28 protein-coding genes and 1 tRNA gene are annotated in these 26,802 nt (G+C 70.8%); 11 read left to right on the top strand and 18 right to left on the bottom strand.

Features of this window, described 5'->3' with window-relative positions; all coding sequences use genetic code 11:
* Positions 1-272 precede the first annotated feature (272 nt).
* The 4 genes from HD597_RS05195 to HD597_RS05210 form a co-directional block, all read right to left on the bottom strand.
* Complete coding sequence (locus tag HD597_RS05195) at positions 273-2,798, bottom strand: CHAT domain-containing protein (RefSeq protein ID WP_253740556.1); 2,526 nt, start codon at positions 2,796-2,798, stop codon at positions 273-275.
* A 74-nt stretch (positions 2,799-2,872) separates the two neighbouring features.
* Complete coding sequence (locus tag HD597_RS05200) at positions 2,873-3,316, bottom strand: hypothetical protein (protein ID WP_185102401.1); 444 nt, start codon at positions 3,314-3,316, stop codon at positions 2,873-2,875.
* Entirely contained in the window at positions 3,313-3,840 is a 528-nt protein-coding gene (locus tag HD597_RS05205; protein ID WP_253740557.1) for an RNA polymerase sigma factor, read from the bottom strand. The genes HD597_RS05200 and HD597_RS05205 overlap by 4 nt, the downstream gene beginning before the upstream one ends.
* A 71-nt stretch (positions 3,841-3,911) precedes the next feature.
* A complete protein-coding gene (locus HD597_RS05210) occupies positions 3,912-4,925 on the bottom strand; it encodes a S8 family peptidase (protein ID WP_253740558.1) in 1,014 nt (337 codons plus the stop codon).
* A 175-nt stretch (positions 4,926-5,100) separates the two neighbouring features.
* Between HD597_RS05210 and HD597_RS05215 the strand changes: the two genes are divergently transcribed.
* Positions 5,101-5,595, top strand: a complete 495-nt coding sequence (locus HD597_RS05215) for a DUF3145 domain-containing protein (protein ID WP_253740559.1) — start codon at positions 5,101-5,103, stop codon at positions 5,593-5,595.
* Between the two features lie 118 nt (positions 5,596-5,713).
* Here HD597_RS05215 and HD597_RS05220 read toward each other — a convergent pair whose 3' ends face one another.
* The 9 genes from HD597_RS05220 to HD597_RS05260 form a co-directional block, all read right to left on the bottom strand.
* A complete protein-coding gene (locus HD597_RS05220) occupies positions 5,714-7,135 on the bottom strand; it encodes an acyl-CoA carboxylase subunit beta (protein ID WP_253740560.1) in 1,422 nt (473 codons plus the stop codon).
* Positions 7,136-8,368 (bottom strand): beta-ketoacyl-ACP synthase II, encoded by a 1,233-nt coding sequence (fabF, locus tag HD597_RS05225; protein ID WP_253740561.1) that lies wholly within the window; start codon positions 8,366-8,368, stop codon positions 7,136-7,138.
* 47 nt (positions 8,369-8,415) lie between these two features.
* Entirely contained in the window at positions 8,416-8,655 is a 240-nt protein-coding gene (locus tag HD597_RS05230) for an acyl carrier protein (RefSeq protein WP_225268039.1), read from the bottom strand.
* A gap of 122 nt (positions 8,656-8,777) precedes the next feature.
* Positions 8,778-9,734 carry a beta-ketoacyl-ACP synthase III gene (locus HD597_RS05235; protein ID WP_253740562.1) on the bottom strand — a complete coding sequence of 319 codons (957 nt, stop codon included), beginning with the start codon at positions 9,732-9,734 and terminating at the stop codon, positions 8,778-8,780.
* The gene (locus tag HD597_RS05240; RefSeq protein ID WP_253740563.1) at positions 9,731-10,627 is read right to left on the bottom strand and encodes an ACP S-malonyltransferase; all 897 of its coding nucleotides are present in this window, start codon (positions 10,625-10,627) and stop codon (positions 9,731-9,733) included. The genes HD597_RS05235 and HD597_RS05240 overlap by 4 nt, the downstream gene beginning before the upstream one ends.
* Before the next feature lie 103 nt (positions 10,628-10,730).
* Entirely contained in the window at positions 10,731-11,855 is a 1,125-nt protein-coding gene (locus HD597_RS05245) for a PucR family transcriptional regulator (RefSeq protein ID WP_253759235.1), read from the bottom strand.
* A 103-nt stretch (positions 11,856-11,958) separates the two neighbouring features.
* Positions 11,959-12,390 carry a DUF350 domain-containing protein gene (locus HD597_RS05250; RefSeq protein WP_253740564.1) on the bottom strand — a complete coding sequence of 144 codons (432 nt, stop codon included), beginning with the start codon at positions 12,388-12,390 and terminating at the stop codon, positions 11,959-11,961.
* 43 nt (positions 12,391-12,433) lie between these two features.
* Entirely contained in the window at positions 12,434-13,579 is a 1,146-nt protein-coding gene (locus HD597_RS05255; protein ID WP_253740565.1) for a glutathionylspermidine synthase family protein, read from the bottom strand.
* Between the two features lie 2 nt (positions 13,580-13,581).
* Positions 13,582-14,046: a hypothetical protein gene (locus tag HD597_RS05260; RefSeq protein ID WP_253740566.1), complete on the bottom strand. Its 465-nt coding sequence runs from the start codon at positions 14,044-14,046 to the stop codon at positions 13,582-13,584.
* A gap of 102 nt (positions 14,047-14,148) precedes the next feature.
* On the opposite strand from HD597_RS05260, the gene HD597_RS05265 reads away from it, so the two are divergent.
* From HD597_RS05265 to HD597_RS05275, 3 genes are all read left to right on the top strand, one after another.
* On the top strand, positions 14,149-15,183 hold the full coding sequence (locus tag HD597_RS05265) for a PHP domain-containing protein (RefSeq protein ID WP_253740567.1): 1,035 nt from the start codon (positions 14,149-14,151) through the stop codon (positions 15,181-15,183).
* A 182-nt stretch (positions 15,184-15,365) separates the two neighbouring features.
* The gene (locus HD597_RS05270) at positions 15,366-16,094 is read left to right on the top strand and encodes a helix-turn-helix transcriptional regulator (RefSeq protein ID WP_253740568.1); all 729 of its coding nucleotides are present in this window, start codon (positions 15,366-15,368) and stop codon (positions 16,092-16,094) included.
* Between the two features lie 76 nt (positions 16,095-16,170).
* Positions 16,171-16,326 carry a hypothetical protein gene (locus HD597_RS05275; protein ID WP_253740569.1) on the top strand — a complete coding sequence of 52 codons (156 nt, stop codon included), beginning with the start codon at positions 16,171-16,173 and terminating at the stop codon, positions 16,324-16,326.
* Between the two features lie 7 nt (positions 16,327-16,333).
* Here HD597_RS05275 and HD597_RS05280 read toward each other — a convergent pair whose 3' ends face one another.
* The 3 genes from HD597_RS05280 to aceE form a co-directional block, all read right to left on the bottom strand.
* Entirely contained in the window at positions 16,334-17,071 is a 738-nt protein-coding gene (locus HD597_RS05280; RefSeq protein ID WP_253740570.1) for a maleylpyruvate isomerase family mycothiol-dependent enzyme, read from the bottom strand.
* Between the two features lie 10 nt (positions 17,072-17,081).
* Complete coding sequence (locus HD597_RS05285) at positions 17,082-18,596, bottom strand: alpha/beta hydrolase (protein WP_253740571.1); 1,515 nt, start codon at positions 18,594-18,596, stop codon at positions 17,082-17,084.
* Positions 18,597-18,783: 187 nt separating this feature from the next.
* Positions 18,784-21,531: a pyruvate dehydrogenase (acetyl-transferring), homodimeric type gene (gene aceE / locus HD597_RS05290; RefSeq protein WP_345694425.1), complete on the bottom strand. Its 2,748-nt coding sequence runs from the start codon at positions 21,529-21,531 to the stop codon at positions 18,784-18,786.
* A gap of 589 nt (positions 21,532-22,120) precedes the next feature.
* On the opposite strand from aceE, the gene HD597_RS05295 reads away from it, so the two are divergent.
* From HD597_RS05295 to HD597_RS05325, 7 genes are all read left to right on the top strand, one after another.
* Positions 22,121-22,303 (top strand): DUF1918 domain-containing protein, encoded by a 183-nt coding sequence (locus HD597_RS05295; RefSeq protein WP_253740572.1) that lies wholly within the window; start codon positions 22,121-22,123, stop codon positions 22,301-22,303.
* 9 nt (positions 22,304-22,312) lie between these two features.
* Entirely contained in the window at positions 22,313-22,720 is a 408-nt protein-coding gene (locus tag HD597_RS05300; protein ID WP_253740573.1) for a secondary thiamine-phosphate synthase enzyme YjbQ, read from the top strand.
* A 117-nt stretch (positions 22,721-22,837) separates the two neighbouring features.
* Positions 22,838-23,266: a DUF3052 domain-containing protein gene (locus HD597_RS05305; RefSeq protein WP_253740574.1), complete on the top strand. Its 429-nt coding sequence runs from the start codon at positions 22,838-22,840 to the stop codon at positions 23,264-23,266.
* Between the two features lie 31 nt (positions 23,267-23,297).
* A complete protein-coding gene (locus HD597_RS05310) occupies positions 23,298-23,759 on the top strand; it encodes a peroxiredoxin (protein ID WP_253759239.1) in 462 nt (153 codons plus the stop codon).
* Positions 23,760-23,790: 31 nt separating this feature from the next.
* Positions 23,791-24,111: a hypothetical protein gene (locus HD597_RS05315; protein ID WP_253740575.1), complete on the top strand. Its 321-nt coding sequence runs from the start codon at positions 23,791-23,793 to the stop codon at positions 24,109-24,111.
* A gap of 157 nt (positions 24,112-24,268) precedes the next feature.
* Complete coding sequence (locus HD597_RS05320) at positions 24,269-25,210, top strand: ROK family protein (RefSeq protein ID WP_253740576.1); 942 nt, start codon at positions 24,269-24,271, stop codon at positions 25,208-25,210.
* A 17-nt stretch (positions 25,211-25,227) separates the two neighbouring features.
* A tRNA-Val gene (locus HD597_RS05325) sits at positions 25,228-25,299 on the top strand.
* A gap of 662 nt (positions 25,300-25,961) precedes the next feature.
* Here HD597_RS05325 and HD597_RS05330 read toward each other — a convergent pair.
* Both HD597_RS05330 and HD597_RS64220 read right to left on the bottom strand, forming a co-directional pair.
* Complete coding sequence (locus HD597_RS05330) at positions 25,962-26,399, bottom strand: hypothetical protein (protein WP_253740577.1); 438 nt, start codon at positions 26,397-26,399, stop codon at positions 25,962-25,964.
* 106 nt (positions 26,400-26,505) lie between these two features.
* On the bottom strand, positions 26,506-26,640 hold the full coding sequence (locus HD597_RS64220) for a hypothetical protein (RefSeq protein ID WP_276082833.1): 135 nt from the start codon (positions 26,638-26,640) through the stop codon (positions 26,506-26,508).
* Positions 26,641-26,802 lie beyond the last annotated feature (162 nt).

Consider the following 26,802-nt stretch of genomic DNA (forward strand, 5'->3'; position numbering starts at 1 on the left):
ATCAGCGTGGTCAGGCGCGGGCCGTGGGCGTCCTCCATCGCAGCCTGGTGCCGGCATGACCACGTGGACGGTCAAGAACGCGCACGTAACGGCGCCCGGCCACGTGCGGGCTCAGCGGGCGTTCTCCTGGAGGCCCTCGGCCACGTGCGGCGAGTGGCGGTGCCGTTGGCTGTGCCGTAACGAATGGGCGGGGGTGAGGGCGTTCGCCTGGAGGCCCTCAGCAAACGTGCGGCGGGTGGCTGTGCCGTGACGAAGGGGCGGGTTGAGGATCTTCAGCAGAAGGGCTCGTTGCCTGCGCCGAAGCAGACGAAGCCCAGTTCATCGGTTTTCGCCGCAGCCAGGGCCAGTGCCGCGTCCGGCGGACGGCCGGCGGCCAGGAGTTCGTGGAAGGTGCTCATCACCGCCCGCGCCATCTCATCCCCCACCGGCACCATCCCGGCCACCACGCAAGCCGCCCCCTTGGCCAGGAACGTCCCCGGCAGCCCCAGCGGCGCCCCCTCCATCGGCGTGCGGGACATTCCGGAGTTGCACGCCGACAGCACCACCAGCCCGGCCGAGCGGGAGACGTCCAGCAGGTCGTAGGCCATGAGCTGGCCGTCCTCCAGCGTGATCCCGGACACCAGCGGGCTGCGCGCGTGGAACGTCCCGTGCGCGGCCAGGTGCACGATGTCGGCCGTGCCGAGCGCCTCCAGCACCGGCTGGACGCGGCCGGGCACCTGCCGTGCGCCGGGGTGGCAGGACAGCACGTGCGCCACCTCGCCCTCTGCGTGCGACAGCGAGGGCCCGGCCGCCGCCACCACCCGCGGCCGGCCGCCGGAGCGGGAGCCTCGGGCGGTGCGGGCGCGCAGCCAGGCGGCGGCGCCGGCCGCCACGCTGACCGGCCGCTCGCGCAGCGACGGCAGCGCGCCCCACGGCACGGTGTGCAGCGCCCCCACCGGCACCACGACCAGCGGTCGGTCGGACAGCTCGGCGGCCAGGGGCCGCAGCACCAGCCGTTCGAGCTCCGCGGCTGCGGCCTCGACGTCGTGCCGGCGGCTGAGGCGGCGCAGCGCGTACCGCAGGCGCACGATGGCGTCCGTGACCTGCCGGAGGCTGCCCAGGCGCCGCAGCAGCACGCGGTCCTCGCTCAGCAGCACGGCCAGCAGCGTGTCCCGGTCGGCGACGTACTCGATCAGCGCCCCCCGCCCCAGCTCGGCGCGGATGCGGTCGGGGTCCACCAGCGCGCACGCGTGAGCGGGAGCCGCCACGGCCCGCCACCGCTCCGCCCACTCGAACACCTCCTTGGGGCACCCGTCGCGCACCGCCAGCTCCAGCCCGTAGGCCGCCAGCCGCTCCCCGGCCCTGGCCGCGTGGGCACGCAGCGACGGGTCCTCGAACGCCTCCACCCGCCCGCTCACCTCGGCCAGCCCGTCGCGGACGGCGCGGAAGGCACTCGTGACGTCCTCCTGCAGCGCCGCCTGCAGGGCTAGCGCGTGCTGGCGCACCGGCACCGGGATCTGCGACGCCTGCGCGAGCTGCCTGGCCTGCGGCTCGGAGGCCAGCGAGGTCAGCCGGGTGCCGGCGGGCATCCACCGCTCGCGCCGCTCGGCGTGCCGGGTGAGCCGGGCGAGCTGGGCGGAGGCGGTCGGGTGGTCGTCCACGGTCAGCGCCGCCTCGGCCGCGGCCAGCCGCAGCGCCGCCGCGCCCGCCCGGTGGGTGAACCCGTCCTCCAGTTCGTCGGCGCACGCGATCAGCTCCGCGACCAGCTCGGGCGTGACGGGTTCGAGCGCCAGCCGCGAGCGCAGGACGACCTCCGTGGCCAGCGGCAGCCACGACGTCCTGTCCTGCGCGGCCAGCTCGGCCGCCGCCTGCTCGGCGACCTGCCTGGCCCGGTGCGGGTCGCCGGTCAGCAGCTCCACCTGGGCCAGCTTGAGCCGCGCCTCGGCCAGCGCGGTGTGCGAGGCCGACGCCTCCAGGTCGGGTACGGCCATGCGCAGCATGGTCCCCGCCTCGCCGGGCATCTGCGCCGCCAGCAGGGCGCCGGCGAAGTCGGCCCGCATCGCGGCCAGCCGTTCGGGGTAGCCGAACAGGGTCTCCTCGGCGTCGCGGTAGTGGCGGAACGCGCCGGCGATGTCGCCGCGGCGGACGGCGAGGAAGGGCAGATTGGCGGCGGCCAGGCGGGCCAGGTGCCACAGCCCGGCGTACTGGGAGATCTGCAGGCACGCGGTCAGGTCGCGCATCGCGGCGTCCCAGTCGCCGCGGTAGGCGTGGATGAGCCCGCGGTTGAGCAGGCCGCCGGCCAGGAACCTGCGGTCGTCGATGCTGCCCGGCGCGGTCACCAGGGCCAGCAGCGCCCGGTCGCAGGAGGCGATGGCCTCCTGGTGGCGGCCGAGGTGGGCCAGGGCGACCGCGCGCTGGGTGTCGAGCTTGGCGCGGTCGAGCGGGCACAAGTAGGCCCAGGCCAGGGCGGCCACGCGCAGGGCCTGGAGCGGATGGCCGCGTTCGGTGCGCACGGTGACGAGGGACAGGCGCACCTGGGCGAGCCGCGAGGCGGGTGCGCCGCGCACGGCGAGGGCCTCGCGCAGGTGCAGCTCGGCCTTCTCCAGGTCGCCCAGCTCGCGGGAGGCCAGTGCCATCGTCCGCAGCCCCATGACCTCGGCCTCCGGGCAGTGGTCGCGGCGCGCGGACTCGGTGATCACGCGGCCCGCGCGCAGGGCCTGGTCGGGGTCGACCAGGGCACGCATCAGGGCGGCCTCGCCCGCCCTGACGAGCGGGTGCAGGTCGTCGGACGGGTCCTTCCCGTCGGCTGTCGCACTCATGGCCGGCCTCGATCGAAGACGGCCGGGAGCGGGGCGCGCCCTCCCGGCCGGGTCAGTGGCGGATCAGTGGCGGGTCAGGGGCGGATGCGCACCCAGGTGGTCTGGATGGGCGCGTGGCCGGGCCGGTGGCACACCACGCTGAGCCAGCCGGGCGGCAGGCCGGTGGCGACGAAGTGGCCGGTGTGCGCGATGCGTCTGGTCAGGGTCAGGTGCGGGGATCTCACATCGACGAGGGCGCCCTCTCCCGGATAGGGGGAGATGTGCCCCGCCACGTCGATGAGCCCGTCGCCCTCCGTCACCTCCAGGTCGAAGGTGAGACCCGCCGCGACGAAGCGCACCAGGTGCGAGCTGTCGTCGGCGCGCACGCTCCGGATCGTGGCGGCCTCGTGGGCGGCGGTCACCGCCTGGGGGATCCGCAGCCGCCAGGCGTCGCGCGCGGCGGCCGACACCTGGCTGGGGATCGGGTCGTTCCCGGAGGCGAGCCGGAGAGCCGCCAGGAAGTATTCGTCGTTGATCATTGCGCTGTCTCCTGTAGCGAGATCAGAGTGCGCAGTTTTTCCAGGCAGCGCGCCTTGGTCGGGCCGACGCTGCCGGCGGGCATCCCCATCCGCGAGGCCACCTGCTGGTTGCCGAGGTCGATCGCGACCAGTTGGAGCAGCGTGCGGCAGGGCTCGTTCAGGGTGGAGACGGTCTTCCAGAGCAGGTGCCGGTCGTCGGCCTCCAGAACGACGGCCGCGGGGTCGAGCTCGCTGACCGCCTCCGTGGAGGAGATCACCGGCAGCTCCTTGCGCCGCAGCAGCAGGGCCTCGCGGCGCACGGTCGTCATGAGCCAGCCCCCCACCGCCGCCGGGTCCCTGATGCTCCGCAGATTCTGCAGCAGGCGCAGCCAGGTGCCCTGGACGGCGTCGGCCGCGTCGGCGGGGCTCAGGCCGCACGCGCGGGCCACGGCCCACATGCGCGGGCCGAACCTCGATTCGAGCTCGTCCCAGGCCGACCGATCGCCGTCGTCGGCGGCGGCGAGCAGCTCCGCCGGATCGCGCATGCGGCCTCCTTTCGCCGGCACGAGGAGGAGATCATTCCTCCTCGTGTTTGTCCGGGGACTGAGCGTAAACTCTACAGACTCGCCGGGAAGAGAACCCCCAGATCGGGAATTTGCGGGGTCTCCTCGGAGTCAAGGAGGTTCCTGATCCACTTCTTGACCGGCTCGTGCCTGGCCGCGTCGGCGATGGCGCCGGCGACCAGCGCGGTCGCGAACGACGTGCCGCTCCACGCCGCGTAGCCGGCGTACTCGCCGGTGTCGAGATAGCTGCTCGCCAGCCAGTCGCCGCGGGCGCACGCGTCGACCCAGGTGCCGTAGCCGGAGTAGGGCGCCCGGCGCTGCTGGGTGGCGTCCACCGCCGCCACCCCGACCACGCCGGGTAGCGCGGCCGGCCAGAACGGCCGGTCGGAGCCGGTGTTGCCGGCGCAGGCCACGGTCACGGTGTCGGACAGCGCGCCGATGGCGTCCGACAGCAGGGGCGGCGGCCGGTCGTCGAAGGTGTGGCCGCCGAAGGACAGGTTGAGCACCTGCGGGGCCCACTCCCGCATGCGGTGGAGCACGCGTACGACGGAGGCCTCGTCGGCCAGGCCGTCACCGTCGAGGACCCGGTGCACGCGCAGCCGCACGCCCGGCGCCCGGCGCGTCAGCAGCCCCGCGATGAACGTCCCGTGACCCGCCTGCGAGCCCTCGGTGGCGTCGGCGTCCTCCGGGCCGACCCGGGCGTACCAGTCGCTGCCCGCCCACCAGGGATGCCGGGCGACGCCGGTGTCGAGCAGGCCCACCACCACGTCGGACCGGGCCCGGCCCGCCTTGTAGGAGATCGGCGGGGTGGGGAAGGGCCTGGATGCGGGCCCGCCGAAGAACAGCGGCTGGCCGCGCAGCACGTGGTTGGGCGAGGCCCGCAGGCCCTGGCCGCGGAGCTCGGCGGTGAGCTCGCAGGGGTCGACGCCGGGCGCCAGGTGCACGACGCAGACGCCGTCGGCCTCCGAGACCGCCTGGGTCCAGCGCGACACGGCGGCCAGCGCGGTCCGGTCGGTCAGCACCTGACCTGGCCGGATGAACGCCTCGCCGGCAGATTGCATTTCCATAAGCGGGGGTGTTTCCCTTGCGGGACCGCCGTCACCCGCCACTCCCGCACCAACTTGGTATGGCCCCCCTCTGGTGTCACGTGGCGACCGACGGTAGTCTCTCCCTAGTCACTTGTGATCATCCCGGGGCGAGGCCGTTGGGGAAGGCGCACCTCGTACCGAAACGGGAGGTCCGGTGTCTGCTCGTGGCGTCCTTTACGTCCACTCGGCTCAGCCCGCGCTGTGCCCTCACATCGAATGGGCAGTCGCGGGTGTCCTTGGCGTGCCCGTAGATCTGACGTGGACTCCGCAACCCGCCGCGCCCAACGTCGTGCGCGCGCAGGCGGAGTGGGAGGGCCGGCCGGGCATCGCGGCGGCCATCGCCTCCTCGCTCATGGGCTGGCAGCGCCTCAGGTTCGAGATCACCGAGGACGCCTCGCCAGGAGTGGACGGCTCCCGGCATGCCTACACGCCGACGCTCGGCGCCTTCACGGCGGTCATCGGCGTCGCCGGCGACATCATGATCCCTGAGGACCGGCTGCGCGCCGCGATGATGATGGCCGCCCAGGGGCGGTGCGTGCTGGAAGAAGAGCTGGACAAGATGCTCGGCAAGCCGTGGGACGAGGAGCTGGAGCCGTTCAGGTACGCCGGCGACGGCGCGCCGGTGCGGTGGTTGCACGCGGCCGTCTAGGGCCGCCGGAAGGACGAACCGGTGTGCTCGCCGGCCTCCGCGAGCCGCCGGACAGGATCGCTACAGCGGGATGTTGCCGGACAGGATCGCTACAGCGGGATGTTGCCGGACAGGATCGCTACAGCGGGATGTTGCCGTGGGCGCCCCGGGCCGGGGTGGCGTCGGCCAGGACCCTGGCGATGGCGCCGCGGGTCTCCTCCGGCTTGATGACCTCGTCGATGACGCCCAGCTCCTGAGCCCTGGCCAGCCCGCCGGCGAGCTTCTCGTGCTCCTCGGCGAGCCGTAGCTCCAGCCCGGCCCGCTCGTCCTCCGCGGCCGCGGCGAGCTCGCGCCGCTTGAGCACGCGGACCGCGGCGACCGCGCCCATGACCGCCACCTCGGCCGTCGGCCAGGCGAAGACCTTGGTGGCGCCGAGCGAGCGGGAGTTCATCGCGACGTACGCCCCGCCGTACGCCTTGCGCGTCACCAGCGTGACCCGAGGCACCGACGCCTCGGCGAAGGCGTGCAGCAGCTTGGCGCCGCGCCGCACCACGCCGCCGTGCTCCTGGCCGACACCCGGCAGGTAACCGGGAACGTCCACGAGGACAACCAGTGGCACGCCGAAAGCGTCACACATACGTACGAAGCGGGCGGCTTTCTCGGCGGACGTGGCGTCGAGGCAGCCGGCGAGCCGCAGCGGGTTGTTGGCGATCACGCCGATCGTGCGGCCGCCCAGGCGGCCGAGCGACGTGACGATGTTCGGCGCCCACCTCGGGTGCAGCTCGACGCCGGGCTCGTCGAGCAGGCCGCTGACCAGCGGCTTGACGTCGTAGGCCCGGCGGGCGGACGCGGGCAGCAGCGTGGAGAAGTCCACGTCGGCGACCTCGCCCGCGCGGATGCGGCCCTGATGGCCGAGGAGCGTGGCGAGCCGGCGCGCCGTGGCGAACGCCTCGGTCTCGGTGCGGGTCACGACGTGCGCGACGCCGCTGCGCCTGCCGTGCGGCTCGGGGCCGCCCAGCGCCGCGCTGTCGACGCTCTCGCCGGTGACGCTGCGGACCACGTCGGGGCCGGTGACGAAGATGCGGCCGGAGTCGGCCAGGATGACGAGGTCGGTGAGCGCCGGGCCGTAGGCGGCGCCGCCGGCGGCGGGCCCGACCACCACGGAGATCTGCGGCACGACGCCCGACGCCCTGGTCATGGCGGCGAAGACCCGCCCGACGGCGTGCAGCGACTCGACGCCTTCGGCGAGTCGCGCACCGCCGGAGTGCCAGATCCCGATGATCGGCACCCGTTCGCGGACGGCCACGTCGTAGGCGTGCACGATGTGCTCGCACCCCTCGCCGCCCATGGCGCCGCCCTGGATGCGGGCGTCGTTGCAGAAGGCGACGACGGGCACGCCCTCGACGCGGCCCATGGCGGCCAGGACGCCGCCGGTGCCCTCCGGGGTGATCAGCTTCGGCGTGCCCTCGTCGAGTAGCGCCTCCAGCCGGACGATGGGATCGCGCGGATCGGCGGGCTCCTGGTCGGAGCCCTCGCTCACCACCCCGTCGAGCAGGGTCATTCAGGCTCCCTTGAACACGACCGTCACGTTGTGGCCGCCGAAGCCGAAGGAGTTGTTGACCGCGGCGATGTCGCCATCGGGCAGCGTGCGGTTCTCGCCGTGGACGAGGTCCACCTCGATGCCGTCGTCGACGTTGTCGAGGTTGATCGTGCGGGGGACGATCCGCTCCTGCAGCGCCTTGATGGTGAAGACGGACTCGATGCCGCCGGCGCCGCCGAGCAGGTGGCCGGTCATGGACTTGGTGGAGGTCACCAGCGGGTGGGTGCCGATGGCCTTGGCCACCGCCGCCACCTCGCCGACGTCACCCGACGGGGTCGAGGTGGCGTGCGCGTTGACGTGCTTGACGTCGAGACCGGTGATGCCGGCGTCGGTGAGAGCCTGCGTCATCGCCATGATCTGGCCCCGGCCCTCGGGCTCGGGCTGGGTGATGTGGTGGGCGTCGGCGGAGTAGCCGATGCCCGCGCAGTACGCGTAGATCCGCGCGCCGCGCGCCCTGGCGTGCTCCTCCGACTCCAGCACGACGATGCCGGCGCCCTCGCCGAGTACGAACCCGTCGCGGTCGCGGTCCCAGGGACGGGAGGCGCCCTGCGGGTCGTCGTTGCGCTGGGACATGGCCCGCGCGGCGGCGAAGGCGGCCATGTTGAGGCCGTGGATGGCGGCCTCGGTGCCGCCGGCCACCACCACGTCGGCCCGGCCGGCCCTGATCATGTCCATCGCGTAGCCGATGGCCTCGGCGCCGGACGCGCACGCCGACACCGTGGCGTGCACGCCCGCCTGCGCGCCCAGATCGAGGCCGATCCAGGCGGCAGGGCCGTTGGGCATGAGCATCGGCACGGTGAAGGGAGACAGCCGGTTCCAGCCGCGCTCCTTCCACGTGTCGTACGCGCTGAGCGTGGTCGAGATGCCGCCGATGCCGCTGGAGACCACCACGCCGAGCCGCTCGGGCGCCACCTCGGGCGTGCCCGCGTCCTTCCAGGCCTCCCTGGCGGCGACCAGCGCGAACTGCTCGCTGCGGTCGAGGCGGCGGGACTCGGGCCGGGGCAGCACCTCGGCGGGATCGACCGCCGCCGTCCCCGCGAACTTCACGGGAACGGCGTCGATCCAATCCGTGGTGAGGGTCTCGATACCCGACTGACCGGCGAGGAGGGCCGTCCAGGTCGAGGTGACGTCTCCACCGACGGGCGTCGTCGCGCCAAGCCCGGTGACGACGACACGTACCCGGTTCGCACTCACTGTTTCGCGCTCCTTACTGATCAGCGGGTATGGATCTCTGCTACTTCTCAGTTCTGGATGAAGTTGAGGACGTCCTTGACCGTCTTCAGGTTCTTGAGCTGGTCGTCGGGGATCTCGACGCCGAACTCGTCCTGGGCGGCCACGGCGATCTCGACCATGGACAGGGAGTCGATGTCGAGGTCGTCCACGAAGCTCTTCTCCGGGGTGACCTCGGACGCCGGGATGCCCGTGATCTCGTTGATGATCTTGCCGAGGCCCTGGAGGATGTCCTGCTCGGTGGCAGCCATGTCGCTAGTTCTCCTTTTGGTGTTTCAGGGTTTCTGTGCGAGCGGTGCCGCACAAGCTTGTAGGACGATCGGATCCTACGGGGAGCCCCGCGCGGGGCTGCCATCAGGACCGATCGGAGCACTTAGGGGATCTCGATCACTTGGCCCGCGTACGTCAGGCCCGCGCCGAAGCCGAGCACCAGCGCCAGCTCGCCCGAGCGCACCTCGCCGCGCTCCAGCATGCGCGAGAGCGCCAGCGGGATCGAGGCGGCCGAGGTGTTGCCCGCGGTGACGATGTCGCGGGCGACGACGGCCTTGTCGGCGCCCAGCTTGCGGGCGATGGCCTCGATGATGCGCAGGTTGGCCTGGTGCGGCACGAACGCGGCCAGCTCCGACGGGTCGACGCCCGCGCGGGCGCAGGCCTCCAGCGCCACCGGGGCCAGGGCGGTCGTGGCCCAGCGGAAGACCGTCTGGCCCTCCTGGTGGAGGAAGTCGTCGCGATCCTTGATGATGATCGCGTCGGCCTTGTCGCCGGCGCTGCCCCACACCACGGGGCCGATGCCGGGGGTCTCGGACGGGCCGACCACGGCCGCGCCGGCCCCGTCGGCGAAGATCACGGCGGTGGACCTGTCGGTCCAGTCGACCCACTGCGAGAGCTTCTCCGCGCCGATGACCAGCACATTGCGTGCCGATCCTGCGCGTACGGCGGCGCTGGCGGTACCGAGCGCGTAGCAGAACCCGGCGCAGGCGGCGTTGACGTCGAACGCGCCGGGAGAGGTGATGCCGAGGCGGTGTGCCACGACGGCGGAGGCGTTGGGGATCTGCGTCTCCAGCGTGCAGGTGGCCACGATGACCAGGTCGATGTCGTCGGGGGACAGGCCGCTGGCGGCCAGCGCCTTGCCGCCGGCGATGGTGGCCATGTCCTCGAGCGACTCCGAGGCCGGGGCGACCCTGCGCTCCTTGATGCCGACCCGGGACTGGATCCACTCGTCGTTGGTCTCCATGGTCTTGGCCAGGTCGTCGTTGGTGACGACGTTCGACGGCTGGTAGTGGCCGAGGGCCAGCACCCTGCCGCCTGGGGCGATGTCGGGGATCCTCACTTGATCAGCTCCCTGGCCGCGTCAAGGTCGTCTGGGGTCTTCAGCGCCACGGTCTGCACGCCGCGCAGGCCACGCTTGGCCAGGCCGGTCAGCGTGCCGCCGGGCAGCAACTCGATCATCCTGGTGACGCCGAGCCCGGCCATGGTCTCCATGCAGGCGTCCCACCTGACGGGGTTGCTGACCTGGTCGACCAGTCTCTGGAGGAACTCGGCGCCGGTCGCGACCGCCTGCCCGTCGGAGTTGGACAGCAGGGTGATGCCGGGGTCGCCGGGAACGACGTTCCAGGCGGCTTCGCGCAGGCTCTCGACGGCCGGGGCCATGTGGCGGGTGTGGAAGGCCCCCGCGACGGAGAGCGGGATGAGCCGGGCGCGGGCCGGCGCGTCCTCCTTGAACGCGGCCAGCTGCTCCAGGGTGCCGCCGGCCACGATCTGGCCGGCGCCGTTGATGTTGGCGGGGGTCAGCCCGTGCTTCTCGATGGAGGCCAGCACCTCTTCCGCCACGCCGCCGAGCACGGCGGTCATGCCGGTCTCGGTGACGGCGGCGGCCTTGGCCATGGCCTGGGCGCGCTCACGTACCAGGTGGAGCGCCTGCTCGGGGGTGAGCACCCCGGCCAGCGCGGCGGCGGCGAACTCGCCGACGCTGTGACCGGCCAGCAGGTCGGGGGTCGCGCCGAGCGCCTCGGCGGCGGCCAGCGCGGCTGCCACGAGCAGGGGTTGAGCGACGGCGGTGTCGCGGATCTCGTCGGCGCCCGCGGTGGTGCCGTAGGCGACCAGGTCGATCCCCGCCACCTCCGACCAGGCGCCCAGCCTGTCGGCCAGTCCGGGCAGCTCGAGCCATGGAGTCAGGAAGCCCGGCGTTTGGGCACCTTGGCCCGGGGCGACGAGTACAAGCACAAAAACCACCTTGCCCTGTAGAACTTCGACACGCGGATGGAGATCCGTACGAACTTTGTCCTGGGTGATTTGTAGGAACCCTACAGTGGGGATTTCGGTGCCATTACGTTAGAGCCCGCCACGTTTCAGCACTTTCCGACAGCCTGCCCAGGATCAGGCCCACCTGCAGCGTGAACGCGGACCTGCCCTCGGTGGGCTGGTAGCCGGTCAGCTCGGTGATCTTCTTCAGCCGGTAGCGCACGGTGTTGGGGTGCACGAACAGCAGCCGCGCCGTCGCCTCCAGCGACGTGCCCTGCTCCAGGTACGTCGCGAGCGTGTCGAGCAGCGGGGTGCCGGCCAGCGGCAGGTAGACGTTCTCGATGAGCTGCTCCCTGGCGTCGGTGTCGCCGTCGAGCGCCCGCTCGGCCAGCAGGTCCTCGGCGTGCACCGGCCGGGGCGCGTCGGGCCAGCCGCAGGACGCCTTCAGCCCGGCCAGCGCCGCCCTCGCGGAACGGGCGGCGGCGTGCAGGTCGGGCACCTCGGGGCCGATGACGATGGGGCCCACGCCGAAGCGGGCCACGACCTGCTTGGCCGCGTCGTCCACGCTGCCCGCGCCGCCGACGATCACGATCAGCCGGTCGGCCTGCACCCCGGCCAGCAGGTCCATGCCGATGCGGCGGCCCTTCTCGCGCAGCCCGTCGATGACGGCGCGCGGGTCGTCGTCGGGGGCGTGCCCGGCGATGACGACCACGGGGGAGGAGGTCCAGCCGAGCGCGGCGGCCCAGGAGTGCAGGCCGTCGTCCACCTCGCCGCGCACGAGGGCGTCGACGATCAGGGCCTCCAGCCGGGCGTCCCACGAGCCCCTGGCCTCGGCCTCGCGGGCGTAGACGTGCGCGGCGGCGAAGGCGACGTCGCGCGTGTAGCGCAGCATGGCCTGCTGGAGCTGGTCCTCGCCGCCGGGTGAGGCCAGCTCGTGGGTCTGGGCCTCGACCACCTCGACCACGACCCGGACGATGTCGACGGTCTGCTGCAGCGAGATGGAGCGCTTGAGCTCGCGCGGCGCGGTGCCGAAGAACTCGATGCTGGGTGTGGGCCGGTCCTTGCCCGCGTGCTGGAACCACTCCACGAACGCGGCGATGCCGGCCTGCGCGACGAGCCCGACCCATGACCGGTCCTCGGCGCTGAGCGCGCGGAACCAGGGAAGCTGCTCGTCCATGCGGGCCATGGCCGCGGTGCCGAGCGAGCCCATGGCCCGCTCGAGCCTGCGGGTGGTGTCCTCCCGGGTCCGGTCTGTCACGCCTCCTAGAGTGCCAGGTCCCTCCGGATGACCGGAACGGTGGTTCGCGCCTGTGCTAGATCACGGCGACCGCGGTGATCAGGCCGATCGCCAGGTGGGTCACGGAGAGCAGCCGCGCGCCGGGCTGCAGCTCGGGCTCCTTGACCAGATCCCGTACGGAGATCCCGACGATCCGGTCGAACACCAGCATCGCGACCGTCTGCACCACGATGCCGACCAGACCGAACACCGCCGTGCCCGCCAGCCCTTCCGCCAGGCGGCCGCCGGAGGCCCAGATGGAGGCGGCCACGATCAGGCCGACGGCGGCCAGGGCGGAGGTGGCCAGCAGGGTGGCGTTCGGGTTCCGCTCGCTGCGGATGATCTCGCTCAGCTTGCCGGGGGTGGCCCAGTCGATCACGTAGAAGCCGACGATCATCAGGATCAGGCCGACGGCGGCGTAGGCGGCGATGGCTCCCGAGCCGCGGGCGAGGGTTTCGAGAAGGGTCACGTCAGTTCCATTCGTGCAAAAGGCATGGGTGTGGGGGGAAACATCAGAGGGCGATGCGGTGGGGGACGAACGAGGAGGTGTCATCGGTGATGTAGCCGGTCGTCTCCCTGATGCCCAGGCCGGCGGACTCGTCGGCCACCATCCAGGCGCCGAGCACCGGCCGCTGCCCCTCGAAGACGGGCAGGGCCTCGAAGCCCTGGAAGACGTAGCCTTCCCGGCCGTAGCCGCCCGGCGTCTCCTGGGTGCCCTCCGGCGTGACGATGCGCATCGAGGCGCCCTCCCTGCCGAGCAGCGGCTTGGCGATGTAGGAGGTCAGGTCGCGAGGGCCGTCGAGGTAGGCGGGCAGCAGGTTGGGGTGGCCCGGGTTGAGCTCCCACAACACCGCCAGCAGCGCCTTGTTCGACAGCAGCGTCTTCCACAGCGGCTCGAACCAGGTGGCGTGCCGCACGGCGTGCCGGCCGAAGTCGTCCGACAGCATCCACTCCCACGGGTAGAGCTTGAACGCCGAGCGGATCACGCGATCCTCGACGTCCACGAAGCGGCGGTTGAGGGAGTCCCAGCCGATGTCCTCCATGGCCACGGCCACGGTCTGCAGGCCCGCCTGCTCGGCGGTCTCCTGCAGGTAGGCCACCGTCATGGCCTCCTCGCCCGTCTCGTCGGCGTTGGTGAACGCGAAGTGCGTGGGGCCTGGCGGCAGTCGCAGCTCCCGCCAGCGGTCGATGAGCCGCTCGTGGATGGAGTTCCACTGGTCGTCGCCGGGGAAGACGTCCTGCAGCCAGAACCACTGCACGACCGACGACTCCAGCAGCGAGGTGGGCGTGTCGGCGTTGTACTCCAGCAGCTTGGCCGGGCCCGCGCCGTCGTAGCGCAGGTCGAAGCGGGCATAAAGGTAGGCGTCGCGGCGCTCCCACGAGCGCGCGACCTCCTCCCAGGCCCACTCGGGGATGGCGAAGTCGGCGAAGCGGCCGGCCTCGACCACGTGGTCGACGGCCCGCAGGCACATCCCGTGCAGCTCCTCGACCTGCATCTCCAGCTCCTCCACCTCGTCCATGGAGAAGACGTAGTGGACGGACTCGTCCCAGTACGGCCTGCTCAGCCCGGACGGGTGGGCGGCGCGGTGGTAGGCCAGCCCCTGGCTCTCGATCGTCTTCTCCCAGCCGTTCCTGGGAGCGGCGTGTTCACGGCGCACGGTCAGCTCCCGCCGGTCCAGCTCCGGCCGAAGCCGCCGCGCTGGATCTCCTTGCCGGTGCGGCTGGTGATCGTCACGTCGGAGGGCTTGAGCGTGGTGCCGCCCTGGACGCGGTTGCCGACCCGGTGACCGCCGTAGTACCAGACGTACGCTCCGCGCGAACCCCCGTAGTAGTGGGTCGATCTGCCGTCGTCGTCGCAGTAGGAGTCGTCGACCACCACGTAGGACCCGGCGGGGGGCGACGAGGTGGCGGCGCTCGGCGACGGTGACGGTGACGGGAAGGGGGTGGGGGTGGCGTCGTCGTCCTCCACCAGCATCACGCAGTCGGCCGTGACGTCGTCGTCGTCATCCGACACGGCGGCACAGTAGCCGACGACCATCACGGACAGCACCCCGAGTACGACCAGCGGGACGACCTTGGACGATTTGCGCGGCGGTTCTGTGGTCGCCTGCGGCGGTTTTGCCATCAAACTCCTGCTTTCCTGGGCCGATCAGCCTAGCGGCGGCCCTTGTCCCCGTTCAATTGGTAGCGCCCTGCGCTTGTCGTTCACTTGGGTATGAATGAACGCATGGATCCGGTCGAGGCCCTGCGCGAGATCGCCTTTCTCCTGGAGCGCGCGGGCGAGCCCACGTACCGCGTGCGTGCCTTCCGCCGCGCCGCCGCGGTCGTGGACGAGCTGTCCCCCGACGAGCTCGCCCACCTGGCCCACAGCGGCGCGCTCGGCGACCTGCCCGGGATCGGGAAAGTCACCGCACTTGTGGTCAACGAAAGCCTCGATGGGCAGGTTCCGACATATTTGCGGCGGATGCGGGCGACGGCCGGGGTGGAGCTCGACGCCGAGACGGCCGAGCTGCGGGCCGCGCTCAAGGGCGACCTGCACAGCCACTCCGACTGGTCCGACGGGGGCTCGCCGATCGAGGAGATGGCCGAGGCGGCCGTCGCGCTCGGGCACGAGTACTGGGCACTGACCGACCACTCGCCGCGCCTGACCGTGGCCAAGGGCCTGTCGGCGGAGCGGCTGGCGCGGCAGCTCGACGTGGTGGCCGAGCTGAACGAGCGGATGGCGCCGTTCAGGATCCTGACCGGCATCGAGGTGGACATCAACCTCGACGGCTCGCTCGACCAGGAGCCCGAGCTGCTGGAGCGGCTCGACGTGGTGGTCGCCAGCGTGCACTCCAAGCTGCGGATGGGCGGCGAGGAGATGACCCGCCGCATGGTCACCGCCATCGCCGACCCGCTGGTGGACGTGCTCGGTCACTGCACCGGGCGGGTGGTGCAGGCGGGTGGGAAGCGGGGGGTGAAGCGGCCGGAGTCGGAGTTCGAGGCGGAGCTGGTCTTCGAGGCGTGCCGGCGGTTCGGGGTGGCGGTCGAGATCAACTCCAGGCCCGACCGGCTGGACCCGCCGAAGCGGCTGATGCGGCTGGCGTACGAGATGGGATGCGTGTTCTCGATCGACTCCGACGCGCACGCGCCCGGGCAGCTCGACTGGCAGCGGTACGGGTGCGAGCGCGCCGCCAGGTGCGGGATCGAGGCGGAGCGGATCGTCAACGCCTGGCCCCTCGACCGCCTGCTCTCCTGGACCCGGGGAGAGCCCGGGGCGTGAGCGCCGTCGGAAAATGGCGCGTCGTTGCGTGGCGGGAAAGCCGGATCAGGCGTACTCTCCCCGGAGAGGAGCCTGGGGCAGTGGCCCAGGCGTGAGACTCCTGTGGCCCGGCGGTTACGGGAGTGTGCCCGGGGCAGGCGAGCGCCCCGCGATTGTCGGTGGCGGGGCGTAGCGTTCCGGCTGTGAACCGTACCGACCGGCTCTACGCGCTCGTCGAAGACCTGCGCGCCATCGCGCCCCGCTGCCGATCCGCCCGCGAGATCGCCCGGCGGTTCGAGGTGAGCGTGCGCACGATCGAGCGCGACATCGCGGCGCTGCAGGAGTCCGGCGTGCCGATCTACGCCGAGCCGGGCCGCAAGGGCGGTTACGCCATCGACAAGAAGATGTCGCTGCCCCCGCTCAACTTCACCCCGGCCGAGGCCGTGGCCATCGCCGTGGCGCTCAGCCAGGCCGGCGACCAGCCGTTCGGGCGCCAGGCGCGCAGCGCGTTACGCAAGGTGGTGGCCGCGATGCCGGGGCCCGAGGGTGACCTGGCCAGGGAGCTGGCGCGGCGCGTGCAGCTCGTCCGGTCACCACCGGAGCAGGGCGGCGAGATCCAGCCGCTCGGCGCCGAGGGCATCTCGCGGGCCATCGAGGAGGCGCTGCTGCGGCGGCGGGTGCTCAGGCTCGAATACGCCGACGCCAAGGGCGCGCTCACCTCGCGTGACGTGGAGCCGGGCGTGTTCCTGGGCGGGCGGGGCGGGTTCTGGTATCTCGTGGCGTGGTGCCGGCTGCGCGACGACGTACGCGTCTTCCGCCTCGATCGCATCGCCGCCGCCATCGTCACCGGCGAGCGATGCCCCGACCGGCCGCTCGAAGGCTTCGCCACCGAGGTGCCGGAGATGGCCGTGCACGGCACTCTGCTCGACTGATTGATCGAAAACACCGACATAGGGTTGTCGCCATCACAGTAGATCGTTGACTTGTTCGAAAAGCGAGGGGCAACTGATGATCGTTCGCACGCCGGGGCAGCGCCTTCCCCGCGACCACCCGGCGGGCGAGCGGGCCGGGCCCCGACCCGGGGACGGTTCACCCCTCGCCCTGGACACGCCGCCGATCGCCGAGCGGCGGCGTGTCCAGGGCCCCTGGCCCGAAAGCGGCTAGCAGGCGGCTAGAAGTCAACGGCCCGCAGCCAGCGCTCCAGCAGCGCCCGGTCACCGTGGACGGTGAGGGCGTCGGGGGAGCGGCGGCCGTAGAGCAGGAGCAGCAGCTCGCTCACCGGCCCCTGCACGGCGACGTCGCCCTTGGCGTGCCCGCGCGCCCACTCGATCTTCCCGGCGGTGCCCTGCGTGATGGTCCATTCGCCGTCGGCGTCGCTCGCGTGGAGGTGGATCGTGGCCCCCTCCACGCCGAGCTCCGTCAGGGACTTGGTGACCCACGCGGCCGACGGCAGGTTGTGGAGGAACTCCTCGATCCCGTCGATCGCGGTCCCCGCCGGGATCTCCGGGTCGACGCCCAGCGCGAGCTCGGCGTCGACCCGGTGCACCACCAGCTCGAAGAGCATCCGGCGCGGCCACCACGAGGCCCGCTTGTCCGGGCCCCACGTCCACACCTCCATGGACGGGTCGGTCTCGCGCAGGACCTCCAGCAGCTCCGCGGCGCCGGCCGCCAGCCAGGCCGCGTCGCCGCTCCGCCCCTCGGCCAGCCCGCTGGGCACCTGCCGCGACCAGACCCGCTCCTGCACGCGGTTGCGCAGCATGTGCACGGTCCAGCGATGGGTCTGGCCGACATGCGTGATCAGCTCGGCGATCGTCCATCCCGGGCACGTCGGCACCGGGACGGACAGGTCGCCGGCCAGGGCCGCCAGGCGGGCGGCCTCCGTCTCGATCTGGGAGTGGTAGTCCGTCACGCCGCCCAGACTAGGCCGCCGGACAGCTCGCGCCCTTGGCGGGCACCTTGCCGTCGATCAGGTAGGCGTCCACGAGCCCCTGGATGCACTTGCTGCCCGACAGGTACGCCCCGTGCCCCTCGCCCTCGTACGTGACCAGCGTCGCGGTCTTGAGCTGGGCCGTCAGCTTGGGCGCCCACTCGTACGGCGTGGCCGGGTCGCCCTTGCCGCCCACCACCACGATCGGCCCCGAGCCGGTGGCGTTGACGCGCCTGGCCTCGTCGCTGCCCTTGGCCGGCCACACCCGGCACAGCCCGCCCGAGCCCTCGCTGCCGAACAGCGGCGAGATCTTCAGCGAGGCCTGCTCGGTGCGCCGCAGCGTCGCCTCGTCGGGCCGCTCGGCGGTGTCCACGCAGGTGATGGCCGGGAAGCTGGTCATCTGCGTGGAGTAGCTGCCGTCGGGGCTGCGCCCGGTGTAGGAGTCGGCCAGGTACAGCAGCGCCTCCCCGTTGCCCTTGAGCGCCGCGCCCAGCGCCTCCTCCAGGAACGGCCAGGTCAGCTCCGAGTACAGCGCGGCGGCCACGCCCGTGGAGGCCAGGCCCTGGCTCAGCTCGCGGTCGCCGACCTTCAGCGGCTGGGCGGTGAGCTGGTTGAGCAGGTTCTCGACGTTCGTGTTGGCGGTGGCCTGGTCCTTGCCGAGCGCGCAGGTCTCCTTCACGCAGGCGCGCAGGAAGCTCTCGTACGCCTTCTGGAAGCCGCGCGTCTGGGCCAGCGTGCGCTGCTCGAACGTGACCGTCGGGTCCAGCGGCGCGTCCAGCACCATGCGGCCCACGCCCTTGGGGAACAGGGTGGCGTAGACGGCGCCGAGCTGCGTGCCGTACGACATGCCGACGTAGTTGAGCTTGGGGTCGCCCACGGCGTCGCGGATGCGGTCCATGTCGCGGGCGGCGCTCACGGTGCCGACGTAGGGCAGGATCTTGCCGGAGTTCTGCTGGCAGAGCGCGGCGAAGCGCTTGTTGGCCGCCGAGAGCTGCCGGTCCGTCTCGTCGTCCGGAGGCAGCGTGTCCAGTGCGACGAACTTGTCCATCTCGGCGCCGTCACCGCAGCGCACGCCGTAGCTGCGCTCGACGCCGCGCGGGTCGAAGCTGATCAGGTCGTAGCGGGCGCGCAGCGTGGTGAGCGCCTTGCCGGCCTGGTCGAGCGTGTCCACGCCGGAGGCGCCGGGGCCGCCGAAGTTGAACACCACCGAGCCCAGCCGCTTGCTCGCGCCGCCCGTGGCCGGCAGCTTGATCAGCGCCAGGTCCAGCGTCTCGCCGTCGGGCTTGGCGTAGTCGAGGGGCACCGCGAGCTTGCCGCACCGGATCGAGGCGTCCTGCCGGGCCGGCGGCTCGCCGTCCGGGCGCTTGATGTCGGTGCAGGGACCCCAGGAGATCTTGTCGGAAGCGGCTGTGGAGTCCGCTGAGGGCCCGGAGGCGGGCTCTGCGGGTGCCGTGGAGCAACCGGCGGCGGCCGCCAGGAGCAGGGCGGCGGCTGTAACGCGACGCATGACGAACTTCCCCTCACATCTCTCAGGGGGAAGTAGTGCCCACAATACGTGACCGTGCACCAAACCAGGGTGAGGCGGCACGTACCCCTCCTGAACGTGCCGCCTCACTAGGCCAAACGGCGCGGACGGCCGGATATGACGGCGCTCCCGCGAAGAGAATTCGCGGGAGCGCCCTTTGCTGGATGACTCAGACTCCCATGGACTGGGTGTCGTTGCTCTCCGCGCCCCCGGCCTCGGTGACGCCGTTCTTCAGGTGGTACTTGGCGATCGCCTCGCGCAGCACCTCGCCGTCGAGCTCGCCCCGCTTGACCAGGCTGGTCAGCACGGCCAGCGTGATCGAGGCGGCGTCCACGTGGAAGTGGCGGCGCAGCGCCGAGCGGGTGTCGGACAGGCCGAACCCGTCGGTGCCCAGCGAGGACCAGTCACCCGGCACCCACTGCGCGATCTGGTCCTGGACGGCCTTCATGTAGTCGCTGACGCCCACGAACGGGCCCTGGGCCTGCGAGAGCGCCTGGGTGACGTAGGGGACGCGGCGCTCGGCGTCGGGGTTGAGCAGGTTGTGCTCGTCGCACGCGAGCCCGTCGCGGCGCAGCTCCGACCACGACGTCGCCGACCACACGTCGGCCGAGACGCCCCAGTCCTCGGCCAGCAGGCGCTGCGCCTCCATCGCCCACGGGCCCGCCACGCCGGAGACCAGGATGTTGGCCTTCGGGCCCTGCGTCTGCGGCCCGTCGGCGAACTTGTACAGGCCCTTGAGCAGGCCCTGTACGTCGAGGTTCGCCGGCTCGGCGGGCTGGACGTAGGGCTCGTTGTAGACGGTGAGGTAGTAGAAGATGTTCTCCTGCTCCTCGCCGTACATGCGGCGCAGGCCGTCCTTGACGATGTAGGCGGTCTCGTAGGCCCAGGACGGGTCGTAGGAGACGGCGGCCGGGTTCGTCGAGGCGATGAGCGGCGTGTGGCCGTCCTCGTGCTGCAGGCCCTCGCCGTTCAGCGTGGTGCGGCCCGCCGTGGCGCCCAGCAGGAAGCCGCGCGTCATCTGGTCGGCCATCTGCCACATCTGGTCGCCGGTGCGCTGCCAGCCGAACATCGAGTAGAAGATGTAGATCGGGATCATGTGCTCGCCGTGCGTGGCGTACGACGTGCCGGCCGCGGTCGTGGAGGCCATCGACCCGGCCTCGTTGATGCCCTCGTGCAGGATCTGACCGACGGTCGACTCCTTGTACGACAGCAGCAGCTCGCGGTCGACGGCCTCGTACGTCTGGCCGTGCGGCGAGTAGATCTTGGCGCTGGGGAACATGGCGTCCATGCCGAACGTCCGGGCCTCGTCGGGGATGATCGGCACGAACCGCTTGCCGATCTCCTTGTCGCGCATGAGGTCCTTCAGCAGCCGGACGAAGGCCATGGTGGTGGCCACCTGCTGCTTGCCCGAGCCCTTGGAGAACTGCTTGTAGACGTCGTCGCCGGGAAGCTGCAGCGGCTTGGCGCGCACCACGCGCTTGGGCAGCACGCCGCCGAGCGCCGCGCGGCGCTCCTTCATGTACTGGATCTCCGGGTCGTTCTCGCCCGGGTGGAAGTAGGGCGGCAGGTCGCCTTCCAGAGCCGAGTCGGGGATCGGCAGGTAGAGCCGGTCCCTGAACTCCTTCAGCTCGGCCTTGGTGAGCTTCTTCATCTGGTGGGTGGCGTTGCGCGCCTCGAAGTCCTTGCCCAGCGTCCAGCCCTTGATGGTCTGGGCCAGGATCACCGTCGGCTGGCCGACGTGCTCGCGGGCCGCCTTGAACGCCGCGTAGACCTTGCGGTAGTCGTGGCCGCCGCGCGACAGCTTGCGGATGTCGTCGTCGGTCAGGTGCTCGACCATCTTGCGCAGGCGCGGGTCGGAGCCGAAGAAGTTGTCGCGGATGTAGCCGCCGGCCTCGACCGAGTAGGTCTGGAACTGGCCGTCGGGCGTGGTGTTCATCTGGTTGACCAGCACGCCGTCGACGTCGGCCGCCAGCAGCGGGTCCCAGTCACGGCCCCACACGACCTTGATGACGTTCCAGCCGGCGCCGCGGAAGTACGACTCCAGCTCCTGGATGATCTTGCCGTTGCCGCGTACCGGGCCGTCGAGCCGCTGCAGGTTGCAGTTGATCACGAACGTGAGGTTGTCGAGCTCCTCACGCGCGGCCAGGCCGATCGCGCCGAGCGACTCGGGCTCGTCCATCTCGCCGTCGCCGAGGAACGCCCACACGTGGCTGCGGCTGGTGTCCTTGATCTGCCGGTTGAGCAGGTAGCGGTTGAACCGCGCCTGGTAGATCGCGCCGATCGGGCCCAGGCCCATCGAGACCGTCGGGAACTCCCAGAAGTCCGGCATCAGGCGCGGGTGCGGGTAGGAGGGCAGGCCGTGGAAACCGTGCGACAACTCCTGGCGGAAGGCGTCGAGCTGCGACTCGTTGAGCCGCCCCTCGAGGAAGGCGCGGGCGTAGATGCCCGGGGCCGCGTGCCCCTGGAAGAAGACCTGGTCGCCCGACTCGCCGTGGTCCTTGCCGCGGAAGAAGTGGTTGAAGCCCACCTCGTACAGGGAGGCGGCCGAGGCGTAGGTGGCGATGTGGCCGCCCACGTTGGTGCGCGCGTTCGCCCGCGACACCATGACGGCCGCGTTCCAGCGGATATAGGCGCGGATGCGGCGCTCGACGTGCTCGTCGCCCGGGAACCAGGGCTCGCGCTCCGGCGGGATCGTGTTGATGTAGTCGGTGCTGCGCAGGCCCGGCACGCCGACCTGGTGCTCGCGGGCGCGCTCCAGCATGCGGAGCATGAGGTAGCGGGCTCTGGTGCGGCCCTCGGTCTTGACGACGTTGTCGAGGGACTCGAGCCACTCGTTGGTCTCGCTGGGGTCGACATCAGGCAGCTGGCTGGGTAGGCCGTCGCTGATGATCGAGAATCGCTGGCGTCCGGAAGCCACTGGGTCTCGCCTTCCGAGATGGACTGATGTCTGGTCTGGGTCGCCTTCCATCCTGGTCGCTAGCCGTAGAAAACGCATCTCTACTGGCCGGTAACCAGAGTGTCCCTGCTGGCAGGGCCATCTGCGATGGCCTAGACCACCGATGGTAGGACGAATCGCCACCAAAGGTTACATCCCGGGAGCAATTTAACAAGACAGGAAAACGGACGAAATTTCGCTCGAATCCTCGTTGCGCCCGGGATGCCTCCCTCTGTAGCTCGTAGCCTCCCCGGGAGGGAGGCTTCTCACTCGCGGCGGGCGAGTCTAGCCGTCTCTCCTGTAGACCAGGCCGCGTGCCCCTGAAGTGACAGGTGGCGCGGGTGCGTGGTACGGCTGCGCGGGTCCACGCGTGCGGAGACGTCACATAGCACACGGCACTGGCTCGCAGGGGCGTCCGCGGCCGCCTCGCGCCGTAGTGGCCCGCCCGCGCGGCGGGTCGCGGCCCCGTGGCTGGTAACGATTCGGTCATCATTTGATCTCTCTCCGCGCCCTCCGCAAAAGTTCGGAATCACTCTTTTCGTCCGGCTATCGGCGTACCAATGTGGGAGGTATGAATGCGATGGTTGGCGACCGGCTCCTGGTCCACGGGAATACCGTTGGCGAAAGGGACCGGAGCGGCGTAATCACGGAGGTGCAGGGCACGAACGGCGAGCCTCCGTACGTGGTGCGGTTCGACGACGGGCACACTGGGCTGGTGTTTCCCGGCCCCGATGCCGTCGTCGTGCCTAAGTAGGATTTCCGTGTGAGATCTGAAATCATCTCTGTGGCCACGGGTTCACGAGAGACGGTGCACGACATCACGGCCGAATGCGCCGATTTCGTACGTGCCCAGGGTGAGGACGGCCTGCTGCATGTCTTCGTGCCGCATGCGACGGCGGGCATCGCGCTGCTCGAGCTGGGGTCGGGCAGCGACGACGACCTGCTGGCGGCGCTGCGTGACCTGCTGCCGGCCGACGACCGGTGGCGTCATGCCCACGGGTCCGAAGGGCACGGCAGGTCGCACGTGATGCCGGCGCTGATCCCGCCGTACGCGACCATCCCCGTGCTGGGCGGGCGAATGGCGCTGGGCACGTGGCAGTCGGTGGCGTTGATCGACCTGAACGTCGACAACCCGCAACGCCAGGTTCGCCTGTCGTTTTTGTCTGATTGATTCTGACCGACTACGGCCGTACCCGTGGCGACCGTTGACGACTGAGGGTCACAGCGTGTGGACTGTGCCGAAGCGATAAACCGCATAAGCGGGGCCACTCAAGCAGGAGGGATAAACGTGAGCGCGACCGCGGGTCAGGCGCAGGGCGAGCGCGGCCTGGCCGAACGACTCGGCCTCAAGTCGGGTCAGGTGGTGCAGGAGATCGGTTGGGACGAGGACGTCGACGACGAGCTTCGCGGGTCCATCGAAGACCTGACCGGCAACGAGCTGCTGGACGAGGACAGTTACGACGTCGTGGACGTCGTGCTGCTGTGGTGGCGCGACGGCGACGGGGATCTCTTCGACGCTCTGACCAACGCCATGCGAGCACTCGCCGATGGCGGCCAGATCTGGCTGCTGACTCCCAAAGCGGGGCGCGAGGGCCACGTGGAGCCGAGCGACGTCGGGGAGGATGCCGCCACCGCGGGTCTCTCGCAGACGAGCAGCATCTCCGCCGCACCCGACTGGTCCGGGACCAGGCTCGTCCCGCCGAAGGGCAAGAGGTAGGGAGCCCGAGCGCCTGCCGTACGGCAGGATGATGGCTGTGAACGCACATCCTGCCGAGGTCGGCGTCCCGGCTCCGAATTTCGAGCTGCAGGACCAGCACGGCACCCCGGTGAGCCTGGCTCGGCTCCGGGGCGAGAAGGTCGTGCTGGTCTTCTACCCGCTGGCGTTCAGCGGGATCTGCTCCAGCGAGCTGTCCGCCCTGCGCGATCAGCCGATCGAGGGCGCGCGGCTGCTGACCGTCTCCGTCGACTCCGTCTTCACGCATCGTGCGTGGGCGGATCGCGAGGGTTACACGTTCTCCCTGCTCTCTGATTTCTGGCCACACGGACAGGTCGCGCAGGCGTACGGTGTGTTCGATGATGCGAGGGGGCTCGCCCGGCGGGGGACCTTCATCATCGACGGCGAGGGCGTGATCCGGTGGTCGGTGGTCAATCCGATCTCCTCGGCACGCGACGTCGCCGACTATGTCAAGGCACTCGCCGATATTTCATGACTTCACGGCTTCGTGACTTTCGGAGGGAAGGATGCCCTGCTACCGCTGCGGGGCCCGGCAGACGGACCCGGTGCGCGGCGCCAGCCCGTGGCAGCGCGGGGTGCGCAACGAGTCCCAGGTGCTGATCTGCCCGGACTGTCAACGGCTGCACGACCTCGACCTCGACTCCTGCTCCACCTGCGCGTCCACGGCGCTGATCTGCCGGCTGGGCGAGGTGGAGTGCCGGGCCTGCGGGGCCGTGTGGCTGGCCCGCTCGTCCGAGACGCTCGATCCCCCGGCTCCCGTGGCGCCACCGCCCGGTCTGTCGGCCGAGGTCGAGGCGGCGCTCAACCGGGTGCTGGGACGGGCCTGAGGAGCTCTGTGGCCCTGTGAGGCCGCGCTGGGGCCGCGGGGGCCTCGACCGTGCCCTGAGGTGCTTCACGAGGGGCTGCGGGGCTTGTGAGCGGTTTCCCCTCACACCCTTTCCGGACATTTACTGAGCTGCGCTATCGTCTCCTATCGTGTCCGCAATGAGTTCGTTCGTCGTCGCGCTCGACGTCGGTGGCACGTCCATGAAGGGCGGCCTGGTCAGCGAGTCCGGCGCGGTGCTGCTGAGCGAGCGGCGCCCGACCCCCCGAGCCGAGGGCCCGGAGGCGGTCGTGACGGCCATCTCCGACTTCATCAGCCACCTGGCCTCCTCCGGCGACGGCAACCCGGCCGGCGTCGGCCTCGCCGTGCCGGGCCTGGTGACCGACAGCGCGGCCGTCTACGCGGCGAACCTCGGCTGGCGCGACGTCCCCGCCTCCAGCTTCACCACCCTGGACATCCCGGTGATGCTCGGGCACGACGTCCGCACGGGCGGCCTGGCCGAGAGCATCCTCGGCGCGGGCCGCGGCCTGACGGACTTCCTCTTCCTGCCCATCGGCACGGGCATCGCCGGCGCCTCGATCATCCGCGGCGAGCCGTACGGCGGCTCCTCCGGCTGGGCCGGCGAGATCGGCCACACCCCGGTCTTCCCCGACGGCGAGCAGTGCGCCTGCGGCCAGTTCGGCTGCCTGGAGACGTACGCGTCGGCGGCCTCGGTCGGCCGCCGCTACAGCCAGCGGGCCGGCGTGGAGGGCGTCAAGGCGGAGCAGGTGGTCTCCTCGGACGACCCGATCGCCATCGAGGTCTGGGACGAGGCCGTGGAGGCGCTGTCGCTGGCGCTGGCCACGTACACGCTGCTGCTGGACCCCTCCGTCATCGTCCTCGGCGGCGGCCTCGCGGAGGCCGGACCGGCCCTGTTCGACCCGGTCCGCACCCGCCTGATCAAGCGCCTGGCCTTCCGCGACGCGCCCCCGCTGGTCCCGGCGGCCCTCGGGGTGGACGCCGGCATGCTCGGCGCGGCACTGCTGGGGTGGCGCGCGGCCGGGCGACCTGAGCTGGGTGCCGGGTGGGTGGTGGATGTGCGATCGGGGCCGTTGGTGTCGTAAGGTGTAGTGCCGATCAGGGGCGGTTAGCTCAGCGGTAGAGCACTCGCCTTACAAGCGAGGGGTCACTGGTTCGAACCCAGTACCGCCCACCTGCATCAAGAAGCCCCGCAGCGATCTTGCCACGGGGCTTCGTGCCGTCAACGGGCCATCAGCTCACACGGACGAGCGCTCCCGAAGATCCATCGTCATCGTCCGGATCGCTCTTGTCGACTTGGCGGCCCGGCCAGGAGCTCGCCGGAGTGCCCTTCGGGTGGACGAGGCAGACGGGAAGATCAGGTGGGGCGATGGGGTGCGTCTGCAGGAAGGTCCTTGCTCCGATGCACCGGGTCCTGGCTGACCCCCAGGCAGGCAACGACCCGAGATCGGTCGGGTGAGAGGAAGACTGCGAACCAGTAGGGCGGCCGGGTGCACATCACACCTCCAAGAAGAACCCGATCAAGTTCGCACGCTTCAAGGTTCCTCACGGCCTCGGCGAATCCCACGGACGGGATGCCCAGCGCTCTGATGTGCTCTTCGCGGCGCGCGTAGATGCTCCGGAGGTCTCCCACCGGAGTCTCACCGTCCGAGATGGTGAAGTCGGCACCCGCCAGAACCGCCTCCCGGCAGGCGGATTCCGCCTCGCCGCCTCTTTCCAGGAGTTTCGCCAAGGTAGTCCGGTCCATCCCGGTAGCTTTCCACGCGTGTGCCATGACCGTGCCATGAGTGTGGACGTTGGGGCTGCGAGGTCCGAGCATCGCTGCGCGGGGTTGCGTCAGTGATCGTCCTGATCTTTCGCCCGCTGAGCTTCCACGGGTCTTACTTCATCGGCTTCTGCGGCTTCCCGCTCGATTTTCCGTCGCTGCAGAGTGTTGACACTTATCACCGTGAAAGCGGAGATCCCGAGACAGATTTCGAGGGACATCGGGGTCAGGCTCACAGCGAACACGCATAACGTAATAAGAAGCCATGTGATGTAGATAAAAGCAGGCTCTTGGCACCAGTGTGGCAGCCGGCTCTGCCGGGTCCAGTTCGTCAGGATGAAGGATCCGAAGGCCAGTGCGGTGAGGATGGCCAGTTCCATGCCGCGTCTCTGGGCCGCGCCCCATGTCACCACCACCGCACCTGTCGTGAAGAAGGTGGCCTCACTCCATCGCTTCAGCTTCTTCTTCGATAAGAAGAGCATTTTGGTTCTGTCAATGGATGTGCGCACTCTTGGAGTGTGGCATCGAAGAGAACCGGATGCTAGGTCAGGGCCGGTCTCTTCGAGGGGCCGGGTCAGGAAACGGGGCAGACGGCAGGTTGGCGGCCGTCACTCGTCATCTGTTGTTGGGATTGACGTTCTGGGTGCCGATCAGGATCGGCTCTGCCGTGTCCGCCGCGGCCGACGTCGAGGTGAGTGCCGCAGTGATCAGCGCCAAGGAAGCAGTGGCTAGGAAAACGATTCTTTTCATGGGGGCTCTCCTTCGGAGAAAGGTCTGCCGAGACATTGAAGGTAGTCGTCGCCGTCAAATGAGACAAGGCTTGCGAAGATCGTTTAGAATGTGGTAGCAGGGATTCCGTGGCGCACTCGCGAGTTTTCCGCTCAGATGTCCGGAGCGGGCCGACGTCTATGG

The organism is Nonomuraea thailandensis (genome assembly GCF_024172165.1).
Lineage (GTDB): Bacteria > Actinomycetota > Actinomycetes > Streptosporangiales > Streptosporangiaceae > Nonomuraea > Nonomuraea thailandensis.

Excerpts from the sequence above, each read along its gene's own strand:
- HD597_RS05260 (WP_253740566.1), bottom strand. The coding sequence starts at position 14,046 with ATGGCAAAACCGCCGCAGGCGACCACAGAACCGCCGCGCAAATCGTCC.
- HD597_RS05320 (WP_253740576.1), top strand. The coding sequence starts at position 24,269 with ATGAGTTCGTTCGTCGTCGCGCTCGACGTCGGTGGCACGTCCATGAAG.
- HD597_RS05315 (WP_253740575.1), top strand. The coding sequence starts at position 23,791 with ATGCCCTGCTACCGCTGCGGGGCCCGGCAGACGGACCCGGTGCGCGGC.
- HD597_RS05195 (WP_253740556.1), bottom strand. The coding sequence starts at position 2,798 with ATGAGTGCGACAGCCGACGGGAAGGACCCGTCCGACGACCTGCACCCG.
- HD597_RS05245 (WP_253759235.1), bottom strand. The coding sequence starts at position 11,855 with ATGGGCTCGCTCGGCACCGCGGCCATGGCCCGCATGGACGAGCAGCTT.
- HD597_RS05200 (WP_185102401.1), bottom strand. The coding sequence starts at position 3,316 with ATGATCAACGACGAATACTTCCTGGCGGCTCTCCGGCTCGCCTCCGGG.
- HD597_RS05295 (WP_253740572.1), top strand. The coding sequence starts at position 22,121 with ATGAATGCGATGGTTGGCGACCGGCTCCTGGTCCACGGGAATACCGTT.
- HD597_RS64220 (WP_276082833.1), bottom strand. The coding sequence starts at position 26,640 with ATGAAAAGAATCGTTTTCCTAGCCACTGCTTCCTTGGCGCTGATCACT.
- HD597_RS05275 (WP_253740569.1), top strand. The coding sequence starts at position 16,171 with ATGATCGTTCGCACGCCGGGGCAGCGCCTTCCCCGCGACCACCCGGCG.
- HD597_RS05210 (WP_253740558.1), bottom strand. The coding sequence starts at position 4,925 with ATGGAAATGCAATCTGCCGGCGAGGCGTTCATCCGGCCAGGTCAGGTG.
- HD597_RS05285 (WP_253740571.1), bottom strand. The coding sequence starts at position 18,596 with ATGCGTCGCGTTACAGCCGCCGCCCTGCTCCTGGCGGCCGCCGCCGGT.
- HD597_RS05265 (WP_253740567.1), top strand. The coding sequence starts at position 14,149 with ATGGATCCGGTCGAGGCCCTGCGCGAGATCGCCTTTCTCCTGGAGCGC.
- HD597_RS05220 (WP_253740560.1), bottom strand. The coding sequence starts at position 7,135 with ATGACCCTGCTCGACGGGGTGGTGAGCGAGGGCTCCGACCAGGAGCCC.
- HD597_RS05205 (WP_253740557.1), bottom strand. The coding sequence starts at position 3,840 with ATGCGCGATCCGGCGGAGCTGCTCGCCGCCGCCGACGACGGCGATCGG.
- HD597_RS05310 (WP_253759239.1), top strand. The coding sequence starts at position 23,298 with ATGGCTGTGAACGCACATCCTGCCGAGGTCGGCGTCCCGGCTCCGAAT.
- HD597_RS05230 (WP_225268039.1), bottom strand. The coding sequence starts at position 8,655 with ATGGCTGCCACCGAGCAGGACATCCTCCAGGGCCTCGGCAAGATCATC.